Source organism: Peribacillus simplex, from assembly GCF_001578185.1.
Lineage (GTDB): Bacteria > Bacillota > Bacilli > Bacillales > DSM-1321 > Peribacillus > Peribacillus simplex_A.
Window position 1 is genome coordinate 2,226,885 of sequence record NZ_CP011008.1, and the last position, 25,379, is coordinate 2,252,263.

At 41.5% G+C, this 25,379-nt stretch carries 24 protein-coding genes, 1 pseudogene and 1 riboswitch; all 25 genes and pseudogenes read left to right on the top strand.

The window, feature by feature from the left end; translation table 11 throughout:
• Positions 1–331 precede the first annotated feature (331 nt).
• The 25 genes and pseudogenes from UP17_RS10460 to UP17_RS10575 all read left to right on the top strand — a co-directional run bounded on the left by UP17_RS10460 (position 332) and on the right by UP17_RS10575 (position 25,379).
• Positions 332–715, top strand: coding sequence for a flavin reductase family protein (locus UP17_RS10460; protein ID WP_250211791.1), 384 nt, complete (start codon positions 332–334; stop codon positions 713–715).
• A gap of 96 nt (positions 716–811) precedes the next feature.
• The gene (locus UP17_RS10465) at positions 812–2,293 is read left to right on the top strand and encodes a 4-hydroxyphenylacetate 3-hydroxylase family protein (protein ID WP_061462954.1); all 1,482 of its coding nucleotides are present in this window, start codon (positions 812–814) and stop codon (positions 2,291–2,293) included.
• Between the two features lie 31 nt (positions 2,294–2,324).
• On the top strand, positions 2,325–3,074 hold the full coding sequence (locus UP17_RS10470) for an IclR family transcriptional regulator (protein ID WP_061462955.1): 750 nt from the start codon (positions 2,325–2,327) through the stop codon (positions 3,072–3,074).
• A 45-nt stretch (positions 3,075–3,119) separates the two neighbouring features.
• Positions 3,120–3,680, top strand: coding sequence for a 3-hydroxyanthranilate 3,4-dioxygenase (locus tag UP17_RS10475; protein ID WP_061462956.1), 561 nt, complete (start codon positions 3,120–3,122; stop codon positions 3,678–3,680).
• Positions 3,665–4,663 carry an amidohydrolase family protein gene (locus UP17_RS10480; RefSeq protein ID WP_208857054.1) on the top strand — a complete coding sequence of 333 codons (999 nt, stop codon included), beginning with the start codon at positions 3,665–3,667 and terminating at the stop codon, positions 4,661–4,663. Before UP17_RS10475 ends, UP17_RS10480 begins: the two co-directional genes overlap by 16 nt.
• 10 nt (positions 4,664–4,673) lie before the next feature.
• On the top strand, positions 4,674–5,135 hold the full coding sequence (locus tag UP17_RS10485; RefSeq protein WP_061462958.1) for a RidA family protein: 462 nt from the start codon (positions 4,674–4,676) through the stop codon (positions 5,133–5,135).
• A 41-nt stretch (positions 5,136–5,176) separates the two neighbouring features.
• Positions 5,177–6,652: an aldehyde dehydrogenase gene (locus UP17_RS10490; RefSeq protein ID WP_061462959.1), complete on the top strand. Its 1,476-nt coding sequence runs from the start codon at positions 5,177–5,179 to the stop codon at positions 6,650–6,652.
• 17 nt (positions 6,653–6,669) lie between these two features.
• The gene (locus UP17_RS10495) at positions 6,670–7,452 is read left to right on the top strand and encodes a 2-keto-4-pentenoate hydratase (RefSeq protein WP_061462960.1); all 783 of its coding nucleotides are present in this window, start codon (positions 6,670–6,672) and stop codon (positions 7,450–7,452) included.
• A gap of 16 nt (positions 7,453–7,468) precedes the next feature.
• Entirely contained in the window at positions 7,469–8,350 is an 882-nt protein-coding gene (locus UP17_RS10500; RefSeq protein WP_081108992.1) for an acetaldehyde dehydrogenase (acetylating), read from the top strand.
• A 34-nt stretch (positions 8,351–8,384) separates the two neighbouring features.
• On the top strand, positions 8,385–9,404 hold the full coding sequence (gene dmpG / locus UP17_RS10505; RefSeq protein WP_410861639.1) for a 4-hydroxy-2-oxovalerate aldolase: 1,020 nt from the start codon (positions 8,385–8,387) through the stop codon (positions 9,402–9,404).
• Positions 9,401–10,174 (top strand): 2-keto-4-pentenoate hydratase, encoded by a 774-nt coding sequence (locus UP17_RS10510; RefSeq protein WP_061462962.1) that lies wholly within the window; start codon positions 9,401–9,403, stop codon positions 10,172–10,174. The genes dmpG and UP17_RS10510 overlap by 4 nt, the downstream gene beginning before the upstream one ends.
• 19 nt (positions 10,175–10,193) lie before the next feature.
• Positions 10,194–11,555 carry an MFS transporter gene (locus UP17_RS10515; RefSeq protein WP_061462963.1) on the top strand — a complete coding sequence of 454 codons (1,362 nt, stop codon included), beginning with the start codon at positions 10,194–10,196 and terminating at the stop codon, positions 11,553–11,555.
• An 827-nt stretch (positions 11,556–12,382) separates the two neighbouring features.
• Positions 12,383–12,655, top strand: coding sequence for a TetR family transcriptional regulator C-terminal domain-containing protein (locus UP17_RS10520; RefSeq protein ID WP_434218686.1), 273 nt, complete (start codon positions 12,383–12,385; stop codon positions 12,653–12,655).
• 295 nt (positions 12,656–12,950) lie between these two features.
• Positions 12,951–13,194: pseudogene (locus tag UP17_RS28720) on the top strand (2-oxo acid dehydrogenase subunit E2); the annotation flags it as partial.
• Positions 13,195–13,236: 42 nt separating this feature from the next.
• Positions 13,237–14,649, top strand: a complete 1,413-nt coding sequence (lpdA, locus tag UP17_RS10525; RefSeq protein ID WP_061462965.1) for a dihydrolipoyl dehydrogenase — start codon at positions 13,237–13,239, stop codon at positions 14,647–14,649.
• A gap of 465 nt (positions 14,650–15,114) precedes the next feature.
• Positions 15,115–15,690: a TetR/AcrR family transcriptional regulator gene (locus UP17_RS10530; RefSeq protein WP_061462966.1), complete on the top strand. Its 576-nt coding sequence runs from the start codon at positions 15,115–15,117 to the stop codon at positions 15,688–15,690.
• A 275-nt stretch (positions 15,691–15,965) separates the two neighbouring features.
• On the top strand, positions 15,966–16,802 hold the full coding sequence (locus tag UP17_RS10535; RefSeq protein WP_061462967.1) for an alpha/beta fold hydrolase: 837 nt from the start codon (positions 15,966–15,968) through the stop codon (positions 16,800–16,802).
• 241 nt (positions 16,803–17,043) lie between these two features.
• Entirely contained in the window at positions 17,044–18,285 is a 1,242-nt protein-coding gene (locus UP17_RS10540) for an NADH:flavin oxidoreductase/NADH oxidase family protein (RefSeq protein WP_061462968.1), read from the top strand.
• 237 nt (positions 18,286–18,522) lie between these two features.
• Complete coding sequence (locus UP17_RS10545) at positions 18,523–19,308, top strand: SDR family NAD(P)-dependent oxidoreductase (protein WP_061462969.1); 786 nt, start codon at positions 18,523–18,525, stop codon at positions 19,306–19,308.
• A gap of 158 nt (positions 19,309–19,466) precedes the next feature.
• Complete coding sequence (locus tag UP17_RS10550; RefSeq protein ID WP_061462970.1) at positions 19,467–20,507, top strand: NADH:flavin oxidoreductase; 1,041 nt, start codon at positions 19,467–19,469, stop codon at positions 20,505–20,507.
• Between the two features lie 408 nt (positions 20,508–20,915).
• A riboswitch (TPP riboswitch) is annotated at positions 20,916–21,044 on the top strand.
• 135 nt (positions 21,045–21,179) lie between these two features.
• Positions 21,180–21,863, top strand: coding sequence for a thiaminase II (gene tenA, locus UP17_RS10555; RefSeq protein WP_061462971.1), 684 nt, complete (start codon positions 21,180–21,182; stop codon positions 21,861–21,863).
• Between the two features lie 13 nt (positions 21,864–21,876).
• Positions 21,877–22,461: an ECF transporter S component gene (locus UP17_RS10560; RefSeq protein ID WP_061462972.1), complete on the top strand. Its 585-nt coding sequence runs from the start codon at positions 21,877–21,879 to the stop codon at positions 22,459–22,461.
• A 12-nt stretch (positions 22,462–22,473) separates the two neighbouring features.
• A complete protein-coding gene (locus UP17_RS10565; protein WP_061462973.1) occupies positions 22,474–23,934 on the top strand; it encodes an ABC transporter ATP-binding protein in 1,461 nt (486 codons plus the stop codon).
• 16 nt (positions 23,935–23,950) lie between these two features.
• Positions 23,951–24,727, top strand: a complete 777-nt coding sequence (locus UP17_RS10570) for an energy-coupling factor transporter transmembrane component T family protein (protein ID WP_061462974.1) — start codon at positions 23,951–23,953, stop codon at positions 24,725–24,727.
• A 40-nt stretch (positions 24,728–24,767) separates the two neighbouring features.
• Positions 24,768–25,379: a thiamine phosphate synthase gene (locus tag UP17_RS10575; RefSeq protein ID WP_061462975.1), complete on the top strand. Its 612-nt coding sequence runs from the start codon at positions 24,768–24,770 to the stop codon at positions 25,377–25,379.

Consider the following 25,379-nt stretch of genomic DNA (forward strand, 5'->3'; position numbering starts at 1 on the left):
CCCTCACCACTTTCATATATTTGAGTGGAAAACTCAAAAGACCATTATGATAACTAAACTGGGAATATGAATGATCATGGATAGTGTACCATTGATTTTTGATATTGCGGTAATGAAAGTCTTTTCTTCGGTAGTGTCCTTTTACACGATATTCAATAAAATGTTGATTAATATATATGGAAAAAATCCCTTATCAATGAAAAAAGAATAAATTAAAGATGACTATTGAAAATAAAAAATTTTCGTAATTTCATATTATGAAATTATTGGATTTTTTAAATTTTTAAGTTTAATATAATGAATTCATAATCAAAGAGTAGGAGGTGAAGAGATGGGTGGGCGCGAGTTAAGAAATTGCTTTGGTAAATTCCCAACCGGAGTTACGATAGTGAGCTGGTTTGATGGGAAAGTTCAAAATGGCATTACTGTGAATTCATTCACTTCGGTTTCCTTTGATCCCCCGCTTGCTTTAGTGTCAATTCATAAAGAAGCAAAAGCCTGCAATAGCATGAAAGATAGAGCATTTACCATTAATATTTTGTCGGATGAACAAGAATCCATTGCATGGCAATTTGCGGGCAATAAACGGGAAGCACTTGAAATTGACTGGGATAACAAGGGGATTTCACCAAAAATAAAAGGAAGTGTCGCCTGGATGGAATGCAAACCATGGAAAGAATATGATGCGGGTGATCATGTATTTGTTCATAGGTGAAATCCAGGGATTACATTTCGAAGATTTGGAAGCGCTTACTTTTTATCAAGGGAAAATGGGGTCTGCTAAACAACTCGTAAAATAAGGGGGATTCTTATGGGCATTAAAACCGGCGAAGAATATATTAATAGAATTAAATCCAGAAAGCCAGAAGTCTGGCTTGGTGGAAGAGTGGTTGAGGATATTTATAATGAACCAATTTTTAAACAGCCGATACAAGAAATTGCGAAGTTGTATGACATTCAACATGACCCGGAATATCAAGATGAAATCACCCACATTTGTAAAGAAACCGGAGAACGTGTTAATAATGCTTTTTTATTCCCGAAGACTTCGGATGACCTGCAAAAAAGAAGTAAGTTATTTGAAGTGTATGCCAGGATGACATATGGACTTATGGGGAGAACGCCTGACTTTTTAAATGTTGTAGTCACTTCCATGGCGCATAATTCCTGGTTTCTTGATAAATACAACAAAGACTGGTCTAAGAACATCAAGGATTATTATACCTATATTCGTGACAATGATTTATTCCTTACGCATGCAATCATTAATCCTCAAAATGATCGAAGTAAGGAATCTCATGAGCAAAAAGAAACATATACACACTTGGGGACCGTTGAGGAAAAAGAAGAAGGAATACTTGTCCGCGGTGCAAAAATGTTAGCAACCCTGGCTCCCATTACTGATGAAGTAATTATCTATTCTTTCCCGGGATTCACACCAGGAGATGAGCGTCATGCGGTAGCATTTGCGCTGCCGATCGATACGCCGGGACTGCGCATAATCTGCCGGGAACCAATGCAGGACGGAACACGCTCGATGTTTGATCATCCACTGGCCTCACGCTATGAGGAAATGGATGCCCTGCTTGTATTTAATGATGTATTGGTTCCTTGGAATCGCGTCTTCTTATACAACAATGTAGAGGCGGCAAACCGCTTGTATCCAATGACAGGAATCGCTGAACAGCCTGCACACCAATCAGGTGTCCGTGGATATATTAAACTGGCATTTGCCGTTGAAGTTGCTTGTAAAGTGGCAGACTCTATCGGAGTTGATGGTTTCCTGCATGTCCAACGTGATTTGGGTGAACTTGTTCAATCCGTCGAAGTCATCCGTTCACTGCTTCGGGTAGCGGAATATGAGTACACGATTAATGACTACGGTGAGGCCCGGCCAAATCCAGATGCCTTGGAATCGATTCGCGGTTTCCTTCCAGAGATGTATCCCCGTGCCATAGAGGTTATCCAGACAATTGGGGCTGGCGGGCTGTTGATGTCACCGACAGGGGCGGACTTTGATAATCCGGAATTGCGCTGTGATATCGATAAATATTATGGAGGACGAAGCGGAGTTTCAGCGGAAGAACGCGTACGGGTGTTTAAACTTGCCTGGGATTTATGCGGGGAAGCATTCGGGCAGCGCCTCCTTCAATACGAGCGCTATTACACGGGTGATCCAGTTCGGAAAAGAGCCATTTTTTATAATAAATATAAGAAAAACAAAAACTTCACCATGGTAGATGAAGTGCTTAACAAACCGATACAAGTAGCCATCGATGCGATCAACCAGTAATTTTAATCGTTGAATAGGGAGGGGGGGCGTCATGATTTCGTCCGTTGAGAAGGTAATAAAGATACTTGATTTATTCACTAATGAAGAACCCTCACTTGGAAATAAGGAAATTGCTGAAAAATTGAATATGAGTCCAAGTTCATCACATCATCTCGTGAAAACGATGTGTAAGGAAGGGATGCTGATCCAGGGCAAAGATCGAAAATACCGGCTTGGGTGGAAGTTACTTGAGTGGAGCAGTAAAGTCATGTATCAGCAGGATATTCATTATGAAGCAGGACCTATTTTAAGTAATCTTGTCCTGCAATTTAGAGGGAATTCTCATATTGGGATGTTTCACGAAGGCGAAGTCAGGTTTGTGATGAAAATGTCGTCCCCTCATGCTGAGCATATGACCACATTTATAGGAGCAAGAAAACCAGCGTATTGTACGAGCAGCGGGAAAATATTACTTGCTTTTAACCCATCCTTTATTCAGCCTACGCTTGCAAAAGGGCTTTTGAAGCACTCAACAAATACGATTACTTGCATTAACCAATTGGATGAAGAATTAAAGGCCATCCGCAAACAGGGATTTGCGATCAGTGATGATGAAAATGATTTTGGGTTATATGGGGTTGCTGCCCCCATTAAATCCTACAATGGTCAAGTTATTGCGGCACTTAACCTTGTCGGAGATCGAAATTATATGATTGGGAGAGAGAAGACGAATATTATTCAATCTGTAATTCGATCGGCACAAATGATTTCAAAACAGGTTGGTTATATGTCGTTAGTGTGAATTTTCGCAAATATTACGAAAATGAAAACGGGAGGTAGTTTATTCATGAAGGGATATGCTCAATCTTTAAAATTACAGGCTAGATCATTAAATGTAATGAAAGTTATTGAAGACAATAAAAATTTATTGAAGCCGCCGGTTAATAACAAAGTACTTTGGGAAGATTCCGAATTCATTGTCATGCTTCTGGGTGGCCCGAATTACAGGCGTGATTTTCATGTTGACCCTTCAGACGAGTTATTTTATCAGATAAAAGGCTCCTGCTATGTAGAATGCATAACCCAAAACGGCGAGCGTGAAGTAGTGGAGGTGAAAGAGGGGGAAATGTTCATGCTTCCAGCTGATGTACCCCATTCCCCTCACAGGGTATCGGATACATACGGCATTGTTATAGAGCGCAAGCGTGCAATAGATGAGCTTGAAGATTTCGTTTGGTTCTGTGGGAAATGTAATCATGAGATGCACAAAGTTACGATCCAATTGACGAATATTGAGGTTCAGGTGAAAGAAGCCATTGAGGCTTTCAACGGAAGTAAGGAACTTCGCACTTGTCATGAATGTGGTCATGTTATGTCAGAAAACGTTGAGGCTTGGAAATGCGAATAGACTTTCATACTCATATTCTGCCGTTGGATCTGCCGGACTTAACCGGAAAATTTGGTCAGGGACGCTGGCCGGTGCTAGAGCAGAAATGTTCATGCGGGGCAGATATTATGGTAAGCGGGAAGCTGTTCAGGAAAGTGACTGACCAGGTATGGGACCCGGAAAAACGCATTCAGGATATGGATGCCGAAGGAGTCGATATGCAGGTGCTGTCACCGGTGCCAGTGACATTTTCATACTGGGCGCCAATAGACCAGGCGCTATACATGTCCCAATTCCAGAATGATTTTATTGCTGAGACTGTGAACAGGCATCCTGACAGGTTCATCGGTCTCGGGACTGTTCCGCTTCAGGATTTGAAAGTGGCAATTGGCGAAATGGAACGCTGTAAATTTGAACTTGGTTTGGCGGGGATTGAGATTGGTACAAACGTAAACGGAGAGAATCTAGATTCACCTGTTTTATTAGAATTCTTCCAAATGGCTGAAAAATGGAATGTCCCACTGTTTATACACCCTTGGGAGACAATGGCAAAAGACCGAACGGAACGGCATAATCTTATGTATACAATCGCGATGCCGAGTGAAACCGCACTGGCGGCAGCAAGCATTGTATGGAGTGGCGTCATGGAAAAGTACCCGGATCTGAAACTATGTTTTGCTCATGGCGGGGGCTCATTCCCATATATTTTACCGCGGATTGATCAGGGATGGGAAGTATGGCCTGATTTAAGAAAAACCTCAATGCCGCCAAGCCATTATGCACAAAAGTTTTATTTCGATTCCCTGAACTATGATATCCGGAATATTCAGTATCTGGTTGAACGTTTTGGATATAAGAAAGTGCTGATGGGTTCCGACTATCCATTTTTATTAAGAGAAAAGCCTCCAGGTAAAGTAATTGATGACGCTCTAAATCTTTCAGATGAAGTGAAAGCGAATCTTCTTGGGAAAAATGCATTGAGGTTTTTAAATTTGGAATCGTGAGGGGAGAAGCATGGAAAAACAGATTAAAGCACCGGAACAAGTTCTTGAGGAACTTGGAATCATGCTTCATATGCCAAGGGAAGCGGTCGGCAACTATGTCAGCCACGTACGGGTGGGAAATTTGATTTTCACATCCGGACAAGGCGTTGATGATTTTCACGGCAAGCTTGGCAAAGAGCTGACGGAAGAAGAAGGGTATCAGGCAGCGAGGCAGTCAATGATTAATCTTCTGCGGGTGCTGAAGGCTGAGCTTGGTGAACTATCCAGAGTTAAGAAGATAGTCAAAATTCTCGGCATGGTTAATTCAGCTGAAAATTTCACAGGACAGCCTAAAGTTTTGAATGGCGCATCAGACCTGCTTGTTAACGTGTTTGGAGAGAGGGGAAGACATGCTCGGTCAGCGGTGGGAATGGCCCAGCTTCCAAATAATACTGCAATTGAAATTGAAATGATTGTGGAAATACAAGATTGAGACCTTTTGCAATTATCTCAATAAAGAGAGAGGGATGTTTCATGCAAGCAGCAAAAGATAGTATAAATACTGTTAAATCAATAGATTGCCGGCACTTTATTAACGGGGAATTCCTGAATCCAAATCAATCTAAAACTTTTGACAATATCAATCCCGCAACGGAAGAAAAACTTGGATGGGTTGCTGAAGGAGGAAAAGAGGAGGTGAATCAAGCTGTTTCTGCAGCAAGGCATGCGCTTAAAGGTCCTTGGAAATCTTTTACCGATAATGAACGCTCTGCGGTTCTAAGGCGAATCGGCGATCTCATTTTAGAAAAGAAAGAAGAACTGACCATGTTGGAAACCCTCGATACAGGGAAACCGTATAGCCTTGCACTAGAAATGGACATCAAGCGTGCAGCTCACAATTTCCACTTTTTTGCTGATTATATCACCACACTTGGTAATGAATCCTACAATCAGAACAACATTGCCCTTCATTATTCGATTAGACGACCCGTAGGGGTGGTAGGGATGATTAATCCTTGGAACTTACCATTGTTATTGTTGACATGGAAGTTGGCACCATGTCTGGCAGCCGGCAATACTGCGGTTATGAAACCAGCTGAACTGACCCCGATGACAGCGACAAAATTGATGGAAATATGCAAGGAAGCCGGAGTTCCGGACGGGGTAGTCAACCTTGTGCATGGATATGGTATAAATTCAGCAGGAGCCGCTCTAAGTGAACATCCTGACGTCGATGCGATTACATTCACAGGGGAAACAAAAACGGGAACAGCGATCATGAAAGCCGCGGCGCCTACATTGAAAAAAATTTCATTTGAACTGGGCGGGAAAAATCCGAATATTGTGTTTGCAGACTCTAATCTCGATGAAGTGATCGAAACGACATTGAAATCAAGCTTCATGAACCAAGGTGAAGTTTGTTTATGTGGATCACGTATCTACGTTCAACAAGGATTGTATGACGAATTCCTTGAAAAGATGGTTGTGCGTACAGAAAAATTGAAAGTCGGGGATCCGTTTGATTCCGAAACGGAAGTAGGAGCTGTAATAGGAAAAGAACATTATAAAAAAGTGATGAGTTACATTGATCTGGCGAAAGAAGAAGGAGCGAAAATATTAACTGGAGGAAGAAGAGCCGGTCAGTTTGAAAAAGGTTTTTTCATTGAACCTACAATCATTGCCGGGGTTACGCGTGAATCCCGTTGCGTACGGGAAGAAATTTTTGGTCCTGTGGTAACGGTCATGCCTTTCGAAACGGAAGAAGAGGTACTAGAGCACGCTAATGATACTCATTACGGACTGGGGGCAACGATTTGGACCAATGATTTAAGGAGGGCGCATCGTGTCGCTTCTAAAATAGAAGCGGGTATTATTTGGGTGAATACCTGGTATTTACGTGATTTACGCACACCTTTTGGGGGCATGAAGCACAGTGGCATCGGCCGTGAAGGTGGGTCTCATAGTTTCGAATTTTACAGTGAATTGTCTAACGTCACGATTAAATTATAAAGAAGGAGGGAAGCATCATGATCGTTAGTTTAACAGAATGGTCTGCCAGGTTTTTGAAAGCGGAAAAAACAGGAATAGGAATTTCAGCCCCCACCAATGAAATTCCGGATTTGAATGTGGAGGATGCCTACCAAATTCAGCTTGAAACCATTCGAAGCAAAATTCAGTCCGGTCTGGAAGTATCAGGTAAGAAAATAGGCTTGACTTCAAAGGCTATGCAACAGGTTCTTGGAGTAAATGAACCAGATTACGGACATTTACTTAATGGGATGGAAGTGCAAAATAACGGATATATTCCCAGATGCCGGTTAATTCAACCGAAAGTGGAGGCAGAAGTGGCTTTTATTTTAAAGAAGGATCTGCACGGTCCAAATATTACGGTTGATGATGTAATCGAAGCCACTGATTATGTGGTTGCTTCGATCGAAGTCGTTGATAGCCGTGTGATGGACTGGAAGATTAAACTCCAGGACACTGTGGCGGATAATGCATCATCGGGCTTATATATTCTGGGAGATCGCAAAATTCACTTGAGTGAAATCGACCTCCCTTCCATTCAAATGAGCCTATATAAAAATGGCGAATTCATGAACCAAGGGACAGGTGATGCAGTACTTGGAAATCCAGCAACGTGCGTAGCCTGGCTCGTAAATAAACTAAATGGGTTTAAAGGTTCATTGAATGCGGGCGAAGTAATTTTATCCGGTGCATTATCCGCAGCAATCGAAGCGAAACCAGGTGACCGTTTTTCTGCTGACTTTGGAGATAAACTTGGAAAGGTCTCGGTTAATTTTGAGTGAAAGGAGCCCAGCGGCCTTGAAAAAACTAAAAGTAGGCATTATTGGATCAGGGAATATCGGCACGGACTTAATGATGAAAATTCATCGGTCGGATGTTCTCGAAATGTCGGTAATGATCGGTATCGACAAGGAATCAGAGGGTTTGAAGAAGGCTAGGATGCACGGACATCATGTCATTGAAAATGGCATGGATGGATTTTTGGAAAAGTCTGAACTTGCAGACATTTTATTCGATGCCACATCTGCGAAGGCGCATGTTTTTCACTGCGAAGCCTTGAAAAAGATGAACAAGAAGCTGATAGACTTGACACCTGCCGCGATCGGACCGTTTATCGTTCCTTCCGTGAATTTAAAAGAAAATTTGAATGAAGCGGTTGTTAACATGATTACATGCGGCGGTCAAGCGACAATCCCCATCGTTCATGCGATCAGTCAAGTGGCCCAAGTCGAATATGCCGAAATAATTGCGACAATTTCCAGCAAGAGTGCCGGTCCCGGAACTCGGGCTAATATTGATGAGTTTACCCAAACGACGGCAAGGGCCCTGGAACAGGTAGGTGGAGCAAAAAAAGGAAAAGCTATCATTCTGCTAAATCCGGCCGAACCGCCGCTCATTATGAGGGATACCATTCATTGTCTGCTTCAATCAGATTCCTTTGATGTGGAAGAGATAACAACGTCTGTCAATAAGATGGCGGAAAAGGTTTCTGAATATGTTCCAGGTTACCGTCTTAAGACAGAGCCGATATTTGATGGGAAACAAATAACAGTCCTTCTGGAAGTGAAAGGGTTAGGAGATTTTCTTCCCGTATATGCAGGTAATTTGGATATAATGACGGCCTCAGCTGTAAAAGTAGGGGAAGAGATCGCTAAAAGCCAATTCGAACATTATGTTTGAAAAAAGTAATCGGAACTGTAAAGGTGGGGTTCATTTGCGTAAAGATGTATTGGTGACTGAAGTTGCATTGCGGGATGGGAGCCATGTAGTGGCACATCAATATACAATCGATCAAGTAAAGAACATGACTGGGAAACTTAGTGCTGCAGGTGTCCCTTATATTGAAGTGTCGCATGGAGATGGCCTAGGTGGATCATCCTTGCAATATGGATTTTCAAAAGTGAATGATATTGAATTGGTGGAAGCCGCTGTTGAAGCTGCCGGAAAATCGGTTATTTCAGTGCTTTTAATTCCTGGTATCGGGACAATTGATCAATTAAGGGAAGCTGCTCACGTTGGGGCGAAAATGGCGCGGATTGCAACCCACGTAACGGAAGCGGATGTCTCAAAGCAACATCTGGAAGCTGCGAAACATCTCGGTATGGAAGCAATCGGGTTTTTAATGATGTCTCACATGGCATCACCGGAAAAACTTCTTGAGCAAGCCAGTTTAATGGAATCCTATGGAGCAGATGCTGTGTATGTAGTTGATTCCGCTGGATCTTTTTTGCCAAATGAAGTCAAGACGCGGATCAGGTTATTAAAATCAAAACTGAATATCGATATCGGTTTTCATGCTCACAATAATTTGTCTCTTGCTGTGGCAAATTCCCTTGTGGCAATTGAAGAGGGGGCAAATAGGATCGATGGCAGCATTCGCTGTCTCGGTGCAGGTGCTGGTAATACCCAGACCGAAGTGCTTGTTGCCGTGCTGGATAGGCTGGGTATCCGTACTGATATTGACTTATATAAAATGCTTGATCTTTCGGAGGAAGTTGGAAATACGATCATGCCAAAGCCCCAGGAAATAACAGACTCGAGTTTAATCATGGGTTATAGTGGCGTTTACTCCAGTTTTTTATTGCATGCAAACAAAGCGGCGAAAAAGTATGGAGTGGACGCCCGGGATATTTTGATGGAGCTGGGGCGACAAAAAGTGGTTGGTGGTCAGGAAGATACGATAATTGAAGTAGCTGAGCAAATGGCGCTGCAGAAGGAAGGGACTTTAAGATGAAACTAGTTCAACTAGCAAAACGGGTAGCCGAATCTCAAAAAAATGGCCGTGAAATGGATAAGCTTACATTATCCAATCCTGAACTAACAGTAAATCAAGCATATGAAATTCAGAAGTTGAGCATAAATGAGACGATCACTGGAGATAACAGATTCATCGGGTGGAAGATGGGCTTGACCAGCAAAGCCAAACAACAGCAAGTAGGGGTAGAAGAAGCGATCTATGGCAGGTTGACATCTGCCATGGAACTAACCAAACCAGTATTAAAAGTAGGGGAATTCATTCATCCAAGAGTGGAACCCGAATTTGCTTTTTTATTCAAAGAAGAACTGAAAGGTGCAAATATAACGGCGAAAGATGTCTGGCCGGCTGTAGAATGCGTATTTCTAGCTTTAGAGGTTATTGACAGCCGTTATAAAAATTTTTCCTTTACACTTACAGATGTAGTAGCGGATAATGCATCCTCAGCTAAGATTTTGCTTAGCAATCAAGCTTTTTCACCGTATCACACGGACTGGGCTCAAGCAGAAGTTAGGCTTTATCAAAATGGTGAAATACAAAAGAAGGGTCTTGGAGAAGCTGTACTGGATCATCCGATTCATTCGATTGTGGAACTTGTAAAAATGATTAGCCGTGAAGGACTATCCATTCAGGCTGGAATGATTGTTTTAGTGGGCGGGATTACAGATGCCATTCCCATACAGGCAAACGATGAAGTTTTAGCTGATTATGGTGAATTAGGGAAACTGACTTTACATGTTATAACGTGAACTAAGAGGAGGGAATTAATTGCGTGAAGTAAATGCCTCAAAAGTGGTGGGTAATAGTAAGTTTGGCCGGTTTCATTTAATGGTCTTTATGTGGTGTTTGTTCGCAATTACCTTCGATGGATTTGATATAGCCATGTATGGAGTAGGTTTGCCTTTGATGATGGAGGAATGGAACTTGACGCCAGTGGAAGCTGGCGGAATAGCAAGTTATTCATTGTTCGGAATGATGGTAGGAGCCCTTATTTTTGCACCACTGGCGGATAAAATGGGGAGAAAAAGAGTGCTTGCCATTTGCATCTGTATATTCAGTGTTTTTACATTACTTTCAAGTTTTGCCCCAAATCCTGCCTTTTTCTCGATTATGCGATTTATAGCAGCCTTGGGAATGGGAGGATTAATGCCAAACGTTATCTCCTTAATGGCGGAATACTCACCCAAAAAGAACAAGGTGCTCATTGTAACCTCTATGTACTGTGGATATTCCATAGGAAGCATACTGGCCTCTTTAATTGGAATGTATGTGATGGAACAAATGGGCTGGAGGGTTTTGTATTGGATTGGGGCGCTTCCCTTATTGGCAATTCCTTTTTTCATGAAGCAATTTCCTGAATCCCTTTCCTATTATGCTATTCGAAAAGAAGGGGTAAAGCTTGCCGGAATTCTGAACCGCATTGATCCAGAGGGCGACTATAAAGATTTGGACGATTATGAGTTTGCCAAAGTCCAAGAAAGGGCAAAGGGCTTTCCAGTCAAGAAACTCTTTGAAGATAAGCGTACTCTTAGTACATTTGCGTTTTGGGTAGCTGCCTTTAATTGTTTACTTATGGTATACGGACTCAATACATGGTTACCAAAAATCATGCAGCAGTCCGGATACGGCCTTACATCCAGTTTATCTTTCAATCTTATATCGGGGATAGGGCAAATTGGCGGATCGATAATTGGAGGGTACTTAGTTGGGAAAATGGGCCATAGAAGAGTGCTTGTATCCCTCTGTGCCATTGGTACGGTCTGCTTTGTAATATTAGGATTAACCTCAAATGTAGTAGCATTATATATTTTAATCGCTTTTGGAGGTGCCTGTACAGTGGGTACAATGAATTTGGCCAATACGTATATTTCCGAGTATTATCCACGGGAGATAAGGACCACCGGGATAGGTTGGGCCTTGGCGTTTGGCAGAATTGGAGCGATTGTTGCCCCTACATTAATAGGTTTATTGCTGGCTGCAAACTATTCGTCACAAAATGCATTTATGGCCTTCACAGTTCCGAGCATAATGGCGGCCTTGGCGTTACTGGTTGTAAAAGAGAGGTATGGTAGCTATGATAAACCACAGATGGAGGAAAATGTAAAACTAAAAGCAACATCGAATGTATAAATAATATTATGCTCTCTTCGGGTAGTAGATTGCCTATATGTCAGGTGACAGTCATGCAGACTGTTCCCTGACATATAGGCCATTTTTTAGAAAATAAAAGAATTCACGAGTAAACCGACTGAATTCATGAGTAAACTTTCCGAAATGAATACCCCTTTTGTTATAGTATTTGCTGGGCAATAAATGTGGTAATCTCCTTACAAACTATGTGGAGGTTATTTTATGTGATAAAAGGGAAGCAACAAAAAGTAGTCCCGAAAACACAGTTTTTATCTTGTATTTGGAGCTACTTGACGTTTAAATAATTACTTTGCTTATTTTCTTTATTGCTGCGACATATATTTTAAATTATATTTTTCGAACATCAGAAATTGACGTTTATGATTTTGGTACAACTTTAGGCTTAACCTTAGGATTATCTTTTCTAGACGTAAAGATCACTAAAGAGATAAGAACGTAAAGGGTTGGTGGGAGGCAGAAGTTCTCATTAAAGCACTCCAATTGGATTAACCTCTTATATTCGTTCTGGCCGAGAACAACTTGATTCGGTACATAGAATCCCTTAAGGAATGAAGGTTTATCCAGATTATGGAAAAGGTGAACGCGGCTCGCGAATTGATTTAAGCGTAGAACAAAAAGTGCATTAAATTATTATCATGTTCAATACTTGACATAAACGGTATTAATGATGTTAAATAATAAAAAAGACCGATTGTTCTTTTTTAAGAAAAGGAGTTTAGAAAAGATGAATAAAGGGGAACGAACGAAAAAAAAAATATTTACAAGCTATTAAATCCAAGGAAACTGCAAACGAACAATTTCAGGCTTTGACTTCTATTTCTATGACTTTGTTCCAAAATGATATATTAGTGGATGGCTGTCCTTTAATGAATGCAGCCATTGAAGCAGATGACTCTAATATTTTGATTGAAGATTCAATTAAGGAGGGTTTTACTGGCTTAATAAATACCATCAAAACCATTATTGAGCTTGGAAAGAGTCAAAATGAAATTGATAAACAGATTGATTCTGAACAGATGGCAGTGTTCATTCTTTCTTCTATAGGTGTATTGATCCTCAGTAGATTGTATAAGGATTAGCGATATTTAGAAATGGTTATCATGCAGATAAAAGCGATTCTTAATTCAGTTATTGATTCTTTTTTTTGGATAAAAAAAGACCGTTTGGTTTTTTTAGTGAGTTTATATTATATAAGAAAATGATGACGGGTGAAATACCTGAATCCCCAGTTGCAAAAGTGCTTTTAAGGTTGTAGATGTGTGAAGAAGGCAGAGTTGTTATTGGGATGGGACTTTCTGGAAGAAATCGAAATCGGGGGGGCATGCTACTTGTGGGTTACTGTGATAAAGCTGCTGCGATGGAATATGCTTTTGCAAACTTGCATCGAATGAAATGAGGGGTGCATCAGTAAGATTTCAGACATTGGTTCAGCTGACTGACAATGATTTACAACTGTTATTACCACCATCCTGAATTAGCTATTCGTGAGTTGGCCGTATTGCTTAGCAACCAATTGTTCCAGATGGCGATATTCTAATAGCGCCTGTACTTACTAAGGTTTGACCACAGAAGGATCGACGGAGCTACAGCGGTGAATGCAATGAATCATATTAAGTGATTATTAAACGACCCAAAACTATTGTTAATGGAGGCGTAAGTAATGATTGTCGGAGATTTCCCAATTGAAACAGATACTATAGTCATCGGTGCAGGTCCTGGGGGTTATGTAGCAGCAATTCGTGCTGCCCAGCTGGGACAAAAAGTAACAATTGTTGAAAAGGAATATTTGGGCGGTGTATGTTGTAATGTCGGCTGTATTCCTTCAAAGGCATTAATTGCCGCGGGTCACCGCTATGAAACAGCTAAGCATTCGGATGCATATGGGATTACAGCAGAGAATGTAAAGGTTGATTTTTCAAAAGTACAAGAGTGGAAAGCTAGTGTAGTGAAAAAGTTAACTGGCGGTGTCGAAGGACTATTAAAAGGAAATAAAGTTGAGATTGTACGTGGTGAAGCATTCTTTGTAGGCAGTAATTCATTACGCGTAATGGGCGAAAAAAATGCTCAAACATACACCTTTAAAAATGCAATTATTGCAACAGGATCGCGTTCAATCGAGTTGCCTACATTTAAATATTCAAAACGCGTTCTAAATTCGACTGGTGCCCTCAACTTAAATGAAATTCCTGAAAAAATCGTTGTTATTGGCGGCGGTGTTATCGGAATTGAACTTGGCGGTGCCTATGCAAACTTTGGTACCCAAGTAACGATTTTAGAGGGTGCAGATGAAATTTTAGGCGTAGGTTTTGAAAAACAAATGTCAGCCGTCGTTACGAAGAGTATGAAGAAAAAAGGTGTAGAATTTTATACCAAAGCAATGGCAAAAGGTGTAGAAGAAACAGAAAATGGCGTCACTGTAACCTTTGAGGTAAAAGGCGAAGAACAGAAAATAGACGCTGATTATGTGTTTGTAATGGTTGGACGCCGCCCGAATACGGATGAAATAGGTCTTGAACAAACAGGCGTAAAAGTGATTGGCCGTGGACTTATTGAAATCGATAAGCAATGCCGCACGAATGTTCCTAATATTTATGCAATCGGGGATGTTGTTCCAGGTCCGCAATTAGCACATAAGGCATTCTATGAAGCAAAAATTGCTGCTGAAGCGATTGCCGGACATCCATCTGAAATTGATTATATAGGCATTCCAGCAGTCGTATTTTCAGACCCTGAGCTTGCAACTGTAGGTTATACTGAACAACAAGCAACAGATGAAGGTATTGAAGTGGTAGCTGCAAAATTCCCATATGCGGGAAATGGACGTGCGTTGTCACTTGACAGCACAGAAGGGTTCGTTAAGCTTGTAACTCGTAAAGAAGATGGACTTATTATCGGAGCGCAAGTTGCCGGAGCAAATGCATCAGATCTCATTTCGGAGTTAGCTTTGGCTGTTGAAACAGGATTGACAGCAGAAGACATCGCTTTGACAATCCATGCCCATCCCACACTTGGAGAAATGACAATGGAAGCTGCCGAAGTTGCACTTGGAACCCCAATTCATATCATTAAATAATTTATGGATTATGTGCCGAACTAATCAATATAAGCAAAAGTAAACTTGCAATCTGTACACCAGAAAAGCGCCATTTTCTTGAATAACTAAAATATGGTCTCAGTCGTAAAATCACTTTTGAATTGAAGGGGAGTTCAATAAAGAACTCCCAACCATTACTTTTAATGCGTTATACGTATTTTGAGGAATAAGATGCTTTTTGCTTTCATAGGCATGAATAAGTTCTAACAAGTTTGAAATTAATGTTTTTCACACTTATTAGTAATTCTTTACTGATCGTTCTTAAATTGATATGCTTAAAGCAAGCTACAGTTTTGTTTCCCTTTCCAAATGAGAATGATCATTCTTTAATTCTGAAGAATTGATTGAGGGAGGGGTTATATAAAATTGTTGCGATCTAAGTACGTCAAATGATTCTCAGACCTTTTCAGAAGTAAGAGATAATACGTTCTAAGGTGGGACTACATGGCTAGAAGTAAAGAATTTGATGAAAAAGAAGCATTAAGGAGAGCAATGGAGCTTTTCTGGCAGCAGGGTTATGAAAAAACATCCATGCAAGATTTGGTGAACCATATGGGCGTTCACCGTAGAAGTATCTATGATACATTTGGTGACAAGCATACGTTGTTCATGAAAGCATTGGAACGCTATGACGAGATAGTAGAAACCCAAATTGACACGCAAGTAAAGCAGCTCGGTTCGGTCAAGAAGGCTATCAGGCGTTTATTTGAGATGGTGATCCACACAAATGAAAAACAACAGATCGGATGCTTGACAGTGAATACAGCAGTTGAATTGTCTTTGCATGACGAAGAAGCAGCAGAAAAGGTTGTGGAGAGTTTTACCAAGACAGAAAGTCTGCTGTATGAGCTATTGTTGCGTGGTCAAAAATCGGGGGAAGTATCCGAACATCATGCTGTGGAAAGGCTCTCCCAGTTTATCCATAATTCATTAGTGGGATTACGCGTCTTGGCGAAAACCACCGATGACAAACAAAAACTGGAAAACATTATCGACATAACACTGTCTGTCTTGGATTAAGTTTTCTTTTTTTTGATAATTTAAGAACGATCATTCTCAAATTATAAGTGTTTCAACGGCACCAACACTTGTCAACAAGCCAAGCGTGTGCGTTAACGCTTGCTTATCCAAAGTGCAACATTGTGATGAAATAATAACTAGAAGCAGATAATTTCGCCGCATTAGTAATGAACATAACTGGGAACTATTCGCGTAATCAACAAGTTAATCATTGCGTAAGGCGATGTCTCGCTTCAACAACTACCCGAACGATTAGTTCGAAAGGAGAAAAAATTATGTCAACATTTACTATTCCAAGTACAACAAGATATGTCGAAGCGGAGGGAATTCGGTTTGCCTATAGGAAGTTTGGCAAAGAAACTGGTATTCCACTGGTGTTCTTTATCCACTTCCGAGGAACAATGGAAAACTGGGATCCCGAGCTTATTGGGGCTCTAGCTGAAGATAGACCCATTATTCTTTTCGATAATAGCGGTGTCGGTGAAACCAGTGGCGAAACTCCTTCTACTATAGCTGAAATGGCCAAAGATGCAGCGTCCTTCATTAGAGCACTTGGTTTACAACAGGTCGATGTGCTTGGCTTCTCAATTGGTGGGTTCGTAGCTCAGGAGTTAGTATTGCAATATCCGAATTTAATTCGCCGCATAGTATTGGCGGGTACCGCTCCACAATCAGGCGTTAATAAATTTCGGCAGGATGTTAATCAGGCTATGGCTAGTGAAGATGCTAATGGCGCCTTCGAAAGATTCATGTTCCTTTTTTATAATCCTACCGAAACTAGTCGCGCGGCTGGAAGTGCTTCACTGAAGCGTATTATTGCCCAGAAAAAATTTGAAAGTTCGCTGCAGGTTCGTGACGCACAATTGAAGGCGATAGAACAGTGGGCTGATCGGTTACCTAACCAATCGTATGAATGGTTGCATAAGATTAAGCAACCAGTGCTTGTAACTAACGGTGTTGAGGATATCATGGTTCCTACCGAAAACAGTTACATTCTTGCTCAGCAACTACCTAACGCACAGCTCATCATTTACCAGGACTCCGGGCATGGACACCTGTTCCAATACCCTGAACTGTTTGCCGCACATGTGAAGCTGTTTCTTGATGCATAGTCTCAGGTGAGATCGTCAGTTTTTCCTCTCTGTACAGCGAGGCACCAACTTATTATATCCTGATTCTTACAGTTGGTGATATTTACAATAAAGAATGTGATTTTAAAATGAATGATTAGAATGGATTAAAATACATTTACCCTAAATTAAAAGATGGTCAAGTCGGTATAATATTTGTTAACAAAGGAAGAGTATAGGTGCTCTTTTATATAAAAGAAATTAATTGAGGTGAGAGAAAAAAATGAAAAATAACAATACTATCTTAGCAAATTCTCTACAACTCCCAAATGGAGTAAACATCAAAAATCGATTTTTTAAATCAGCCATGAGTGAAACACTAGCGACAGCTGATAATAATCCTACACAGCCCTTAATTACTTTATATGAAACATGGGCAAATGGCGGTGCGGGGCTTCTGGTGACAGGAAACGTTATGATTGATAGACAAGCCTTAGGGGAACCTGGAAACGTTGTTATTGAAGATGAGCGTGACTTAGACAAACTCAAGAAATGGGCAAAAGCTGGCACGCAAAATGGAACCCACCTTTGGATGCAATTAAATCATCCTGGAAAACAGTCACCTAAGTCCATATCAAAGGAACCTGTCGCGCCAAGTGCTGTCCCACTTTCTGGGGATGTTAAGGACTTTTTTAATAAACCGCGCGCCCTTACTACACCGGAAATCAAAGACCTGATTATACGCTTCGGAAATGCAGCTAAAATTTCAAAAAATGCTGGATTTACAGGTGTTCAAATTCATGCAGCCCATGGATACCTGGTTAATCAATTTTTATCGCCATATCATAACCAACGTACAGATGAATGGGGTGGAAGTTTAACGAATCGAATGAGATTTTTAATGGAAATTTATCAGGAAATACGTAATCAAGTAGGCGAGAACTTCCCCATTGGTATCAAGTTAAATTCCACTGATTTTCAACGAGGTGGTTTCACGGAAGAGGAATCGATGGAGGTTCTTCAGAGAATATCTGAAGTCGGTATTGATTTAATTGAAATTTCCGGGGGGAATTACGAAAATCCCAAGATGATGGGGGGTGAAGTGAAAGAAAGTACAAAGAAACGGGAAGCTTATTTCTTGGAATATGCTAATAAGGCGAGAAAATTAGTCTCTACACCATTAGTTGTTACAGGAGGGTTTCGTTCTCAAGAAGGTATGACTGAAGCTATAGCCAGTGGGACGATAGATATGGTTGGCTTAGCAAAACCATTTGCACTTGTACCCGATCTACCAAACCAAATCTTTGAGGGGAAATATGAAACGGTAAAGATTAAACCAATTAAGACAGGAATTACAAGTTTAGATAAAAAAGCGTCATCTATGTTAGAACTAGGTTGGTATGAGCAGCAATTAGCACGAATAGGCAAATCAAAACTTCCTAAACCTAATTATAGTGTTTGGTTGTCCCTACTTCACAATATTTCTAAGAATGGACTTTCAGTGTTTAAAAAAAGAAGAGCATAAGAGTATCTACTTCATGTCAATGAAATCTTTTGAGAAAACTGTTTGCGTTATTATTTTTTTCACTTTACTAGAATGTTCGTTCTTTAATGTTGGGCGAGGCTGGCAACTTTTCTTGAGTACGGTCCGACCAGCGGATTCTACTGTATGGCTAAACACCATCCATAGTCACAATCAGGGGTTAGAAAACGCTGCAAAACGGTTTAAAGTTTTACACTAAAAACAGAGGTGGATTGCAAAATGAGAAAAATTGTACTTATCACTGGAGTGTCGGGTGGGATTGGCCAAGAGTTGGCGGATCGTTTCGCCAAAGATGGACATGATATAGTGCTGGTGGCGCGGAGCGAGGGTAAACTTTTGGAACTAGCGAAGGAATATCGGAATAAATATGGCATCCAAACGACAGTCATCGCCAAGGATGTCGCATCACCCGGCGTACCGGAGGAGATTGTCGCGGAGCTTAAGGAGAAGGGGGTTGTCGTCGACTATCTTGTCAATAATGCCGGCTTCGGTTTGTACGGGACATTCTTGGAAACGAAGTTGGAGCAAGAGACGAATATGATTGATGTCAATATCAAGGCTCTGACTGTTATGACGAAGTTGTTCTTGCCGGATATGGTCAAACGGGGCCAAGGGGGCATTATGAATGTTGCTTCGTTGGTGGGTTTTTTCCCGGGACCTTTGATGTCGGTTTACTACGCGACGAAGGCGTACGTGCTGTCGTTCACCGAGGCTCTCGAGAACGAGGTGAGCGGCACGGGTGTAACTGTGACGGCACTATGTCCGGGGCTGACGTCAACCGGATTCGTCGATCGTTCGGGTATGGGCGCCTCGAAGCTGTTCCAGAGTGGGGCCATCATGGAGGCCGGGCAGGTGGCTGAGGAAGGGTACCGAGGCTTTTTGCGCGGGAAGACACTCGTAATGCCAGGGGCTCGCAACCGGTTCGTGGCGTTCATTCCACGATTAATGCCGCGCAAGATGGTGACCCGTATGGTCAGATCCATGCAGGACAGAACGGGGGATTGACCTTATGGAGGGCGGCCAGGATTGGCTGTTGATTACGGCCTGACAACCCAGCCAAGGGCTCCCAACTTATCCGAACGATGCTCTCAGCAAAGAACGCAATTACTAATCTGTTGCGGATATATTCTACAACACAATTTCAATTATTTGGAGGTCAATTATTGAATTATTCTCAATCTATTCAAAACTTGTTTAAACCATTCGCAATCGGAAATACGACATTGGCAAATCGTATAGTGATGGCACCGATGACGAGACAATTTTCTCCTGAAGGAGTGCCTGGTCCGGATGTGGCGGCCTATTATCGCCGCAGGGCCGAAAATGGCGTTGGACTTATCGTGACAGAAGGTACGGTGATTAATCATTCGGATTCGTCCAATCAAGTCAATGTACCGCATTTCTATGGCGAAGCTGCATTAAACGGTTGGGCAAACGTCGTGGCTGCTGTACACGAAGTAGGCGGACGGATTATTCCGCAGATTTGGCATATGGGTGCGCAAGGCCATGTTGGCGATTATTCGGAATTGGATATCGCCGCAATCGTTCAAGCCTTTGCGCAGGCAGCATTCGAAGCCAAGCGGCTTGGGTTCGACGGCATTGAGCTTCACGGTGCGCATGGATATTTGATCGACCAATTCTTCTGGGAGAAAACGAACCCGCGTACCGACAGCTGTGGCGGTGACATGGTTGCCCGCATCCGCTTCGCGGTCGAGGTCATCGAAGCTTGCCGCCATGCCGTCGGACTGGAATTCCCGATTGTGCTGCGGTTCTCGCAATGGAAGCAGACGGATTTTACAGCGAAACTGGCAGCAACGCCGGCGCTGCTGGAACGGTTCCTGACGCCACTTTCCGATGCGGGCGTCGATATTTTCCACTGCTCGACCCGCCGTTTCTGGGAGCCTGAGTTCGAAGGCTCCAATCTGAATCTCGCCGGATGGACAAAAAAGCTGACGGGTAAACCGACGATTACAGTTGGATCGGTCGGTCTGGATAACGATTTTACGAGTCACTTTACGGAAGGAAAGAGTGCCAAAAATACCAAGATCGGCGGGTTAATCGAAAGGCTTGATCGTGAAGAATTTGATCTGGTGGCCGTGGGTCGGGCATTAATGGTTTATCCTGCTTGGGTAAACAAGATTCGTGACGGCCGAACAGCTGAATTGGTTCCCTTTACATCTGAGTCAGTGAGAACACTTCATTAAGCCTCCGTTTGATTAGTTAACACAAGATACATTCTGGAGTTTATGGATAAAAGTGCTATACGATTGCCGCACAGCGAAGTATATGGAGATTCATGACAGCGATAAAGTTGTAGGGACTGAGACGAAAACTATGAATTCAAATTAAGAGATCCAATCTATCCAATACTTTGATGCATAATATTTTGTTATGTCTGTCTTTAAAAAAAGAGGATAAGAGAATCTTATTATTCCATAGAGAATGGGGAGGGCTGCGGCATCCTCTTTTCTTCATCCTTAACGTATTAGAAGATTGAAAGACTAGTAATCCAAAAGATTAATAATGAACATCTTTGATTGAAAACTTTTCTAATACGTTTGACAATTGGATTTATCGTGTTAATATAAAGGCAAATGAAATATATATACAATTTGTACCACTAGGGGTGCTTTATAGGTAAAAACTGATTTTACCTGAGAAGCTGAGATTAAAGTATGACTTTAAGACCCTTAGAACCTGATCTGGTTTATACCAGCGTAGGGAAGTGGGGTCTGGGACAATACGTTTCTGTATTATTTCAAGTACAACCACTTTCTTTACGTTAAAGAAAGTGGTTTTTTATTTGCAAAAAAAGGGGTTAAAAAAGGCTTTTATCCGTATCATTCATAAAAAAATAGAATTTGGAGGTAATGGACATGAAGTTTTCAGAGGAAATCCGCCAGGAAGTAGATCATATTTGGGAAGCTAGCTTTAATCACCCGTTTGTTGCAGGAATAGGAGATGGCACATTGCCAATAGAGTGTTTTCGTTTTTATGTCAAGCAGGATGCCTATTATTTATCTCATTTTGCTAGAGTTCAAGCTTTAGGAGCAGTCAAGGCTACAGATTTACATACAACAAGCAGGCTTGCCGGCCACGCACAGGGAACATATGAAGCGGAGTTGAAGCTTCATGAAAATTTTTCTGAGAGATTAGGCATCACCAAAGAAGAACGGGAAAATTTCAAACCTGCCCCGACTGCCTATGCTTACACTTCCCATATGTATCGTGCGGCATATTCTGGACATTTAGGTGACGTTATTGCGGCTATCTTGCCATGTTATTGGCTGTATTATGAAATAGGTGAAAAGCTGCAAGAGTGTAAACCGGAAGAGCCGATTTATCAAGAATGGATAGCGGCTTACGGTGGAGAGTGGTTCCGCTCTTTGGTAGAAGAACAAATTGCGAGGCTTGATGAGATTGCTGAAAAGGTAACAGATGAAGATAAGGAAAGAATGAAGGAGCATTTTATCCTTAGCAGCCAATATGAGTACTCATTTTGGGAAATGGCTTATCGTTTAGAGACATGGCCTGTGCATAAGGAAACACTAGAAGTATAAAGGAGATTGAAACATGAAAAAAGGGTTGAAATTAACGGATATATTAGTCACGATCGTGATTGCCGTAGCATTTGGAATCGTTTATATCCTTTGGGGTTCGATTTATTATTCCGTTAAACCATTAGGATTACATCTAGATCAACTTATTTATGGAATGTGGTTTATAGCTGGCCCCGTCGCCTTTTTGATTTTACGGAAACCGGGTGTGGCACTTCTGGCAGAGATAGCTGCAGCTTCAGGTGAATTCTTTCTAGGTTCACCATGGGGGCTGTCCGTACTCTTATATGGGGTGGTCCAAGGTTTGTTCGCTGAACTGGTATTCATGGCGTTCAAATATAAAAAATTCAATATGCCGGTGGCCGTTTTAGCTGCGATAGCTTCCTGCCTTGCATCAGTATTAATGGATTTTGCCTACGGGGAAATAGGTGCTCTCACTCTTTGGAATTTATCGTTATTCATGATAGCGAGGTTTGTGGGTTCCATATTCTTTGCAGGTGTAACTGCTTATTATCTAGTTAAAGTCCTGGAAGCAACAGGAGTAACTAATCTAGTTCGTCCAGTTTCAAGTAAAGATTATGCAGAACTGGACCAAAAGTAGAGGTTGATGGCCATGAAACCAATCGTTTCTGTTGAGAAGTTAAGAATGAAATTTCCAGGTGATGGGTCTTTGATTTTCAAGGACCTATCAGTCTCGATTGATAAAGGTGAAAAAGTTCTATTGTTGGGACCATCAGGATGTGGTAAGTCGACTCTTTTGCAAGTGTTAAGCGGATTGATTCCGAATTCCATCGAAGTCCCGATGAAAGCGGAGAAATTGAAATGCGCTTCTTCATGGGGATATGTTTTTCAAGACCCTGATAGTCAGTTTTGCATGCCATTTGCCGATGAGGAAATTGCCTTCGTCCTTGAGAACCTTTCCGTCCCTAAAGAAGAAATGAATGAGAAAATCCAAAATCATATTCGTAAAGTAGGATTGAACCTAGGCCATACAAGTATAGAAACATTATCAGGCGGGATGAAACAGCGTCTGGCAATCGCTTCAGTATTGGCCCTTGAACCGGAAGTGATATTTTTAGATGAACCAACCGCCATGCTTGATCCGGAAGGAACTAAAGAAATCTGGGATTTGTTGAAGGAAGTCGGTCGAGACAAAACGGTAATTATCGTCGAGCATAAAATTGACCATGTTTTAGAATTCATCGAACGAATCGTGCTTTTTAACGGTGAAGGTGAAATCATAGCTGATGGTCCAAGAGATACCATTCTTTCACTATATAAAAATGAAATGAAAGAACATGGAATTTGGTTCCCTGGTGTTTGGGATGAATATATACAAGAGAATGCCCCCATTCGGGAACAACAATTTGCAGACGGTTCACCCCTAATGCATGTGCAAGGATTTAGCGGTTTTCGGAATAAAGAGGAAAAAATCAAGGTTGATGAATTGATGGTCCATTCAGGGGAATGGATTGTAATCAGGGGAGAAAATGGCGCGGGGAAGAGTACTCTTTTGCATGCACTGATGCAGTTCATAAAAACGAATGGTACGTATGAATTAATGGGAGCCCCTATTAAAAGGATGAAAAATCTAACCAATCATATGACGTTTGTCTTTCAAAATCCTGAGTTTCAGTTCGTTGCAAATTCTGTATATGAAGAGATTGCTTATTCATTGCGAATTGGAAAAAGGCCACAACAAGAAATAAGGGAGCGAGTTCAATCATTGCTTGAAGTGTTCCGCCTAGAGGCCCATCGGGATAAACATCCATTTCAATTATCAATGGGTCAAAAGCGTCGCTTAAGTGTAGCTGCCTCTATCGTCATAGACAAAAAAATCATTCTCTTGGATGAGCCTACCTTTGGCCAAGATTCGAAAAATACCTTTGCATTACTGGAATGGTTTGAGGAATATCGAAGGCGCGGAACAACAGTGATCATGGTAACTCATGACGATCATATTTCAAGAAACTTTGCAACCAGGATCTGGACGGTTAAAGAAGGAAATGTAATAAGTGATGAAAAGGTCAACACGCAATCCGGATTTATGGAGACCAAAGTTTTATCATTTTAAAAGGAGTGTCATGTAGATGAATGTTTCAAGTGCAGAAACATGGCTCCATAAGGTTAATCCAAGCCTTAAACTATGCGCATTGCTTGTTTTATGCATTGTGGCATTATTCATTCATGATCTGAACTATATGATGAATGTGACCATTGGTGTTTTATTCTTATTTTTGTGTTTTACGGGGCATTCGATGAAACGCATCTTACTTTTGTCAATCCCTTTTTGTTTCATTTTTATATCCACTTCTCTAGCAATGATTTTATTCGGTAAAGGTGAGACACTTTGGTTTGAGTGGGGTCTTATATCGATTACGGAAGAAAGTTTCATGAGGGGGTTACTGGTAGGCTTTCGAGCTTTGCTTTTTGCGGCACTTGGTTTAACTTTTTCCTTGACGACGAGACCTGTGAACTTGTTTTATTCCTTAATGCAGCAAGTTAAGCTTAAACCGAAATATGCTTATAGTTTCATGGCAGCTTTAAGGCTTATCCCCATCATGATGGAAGAGTTACAAACGATACGAAACGCGATGAGGGTACGCGGTTTCGAAAGGGGAAAAGGGATCAGATCGGTATATTATAAAATGAAAGCCTATTCCATCCCATTGTTATCCGGAAGCATCAGACGTGCTCACAGAATCGCGGTTGCGATGGAGGCGAAGCGATTTACAGACACTCGGGATCGAACATACTATTATGAATTTGGGTTTTCAATAAAAGACCATGGATTCATTCTGTATTTTATCGTCCTGCTGTTGGCAGGGTTTTATCTATCGGTTCATTTCCCGTTACTACCTATTTGATTTTATGAGATTGCAAGTTTACTAGTTAGGGGTTCTAAGTATGAATGCACAAGAATTGCATATTATTTCTACTGGGAAACAGCCAATTGAAAAGTTCGTAGAAATCGCTTCAAACATTCAGGAACATGTTGATTTCTTCTATCTAAGGGAAAAAAATATGAATGCATCAGAACTCTATCGAGCAGTGACCCTGTTACATAATAATAAGATTCCGCTGTCTAAGATCATCATTAATGACAGGGTGGATGTAGCCTGGGCGCACAAAGTATTTGGTGTGCAATTGGCTTTTCATAGTTTAGATGCAGGAGTCGTAAAAAGAGCATTTCCAGGGATGAGTGTTGGCTGTTCGATCCATTCCATGGATGAAGCAAAAGCCGCTTTCCGCTTCGGTGCCAATTACGCGATTTATGGTCATGTTTTTGAAACGGATTCAAAACGCGGTCTTCCTCCTAAGGGAGTTGAGGAGCTTCATGCAATCACAAAAAATGTCAATCTTCCGATTATTGCAATAGGCGGAATAACACCCTCCAATTGCCAAATCGTGCGCGATGCTGGGGCACAAGGAATTGCAGTCATGTCAGGTGTGCTTGAAGCGGAAAATCCGGTTAGAGCCGTTAAAGAATATTCGAAGTCTTTAGGAAAGGAGACATAA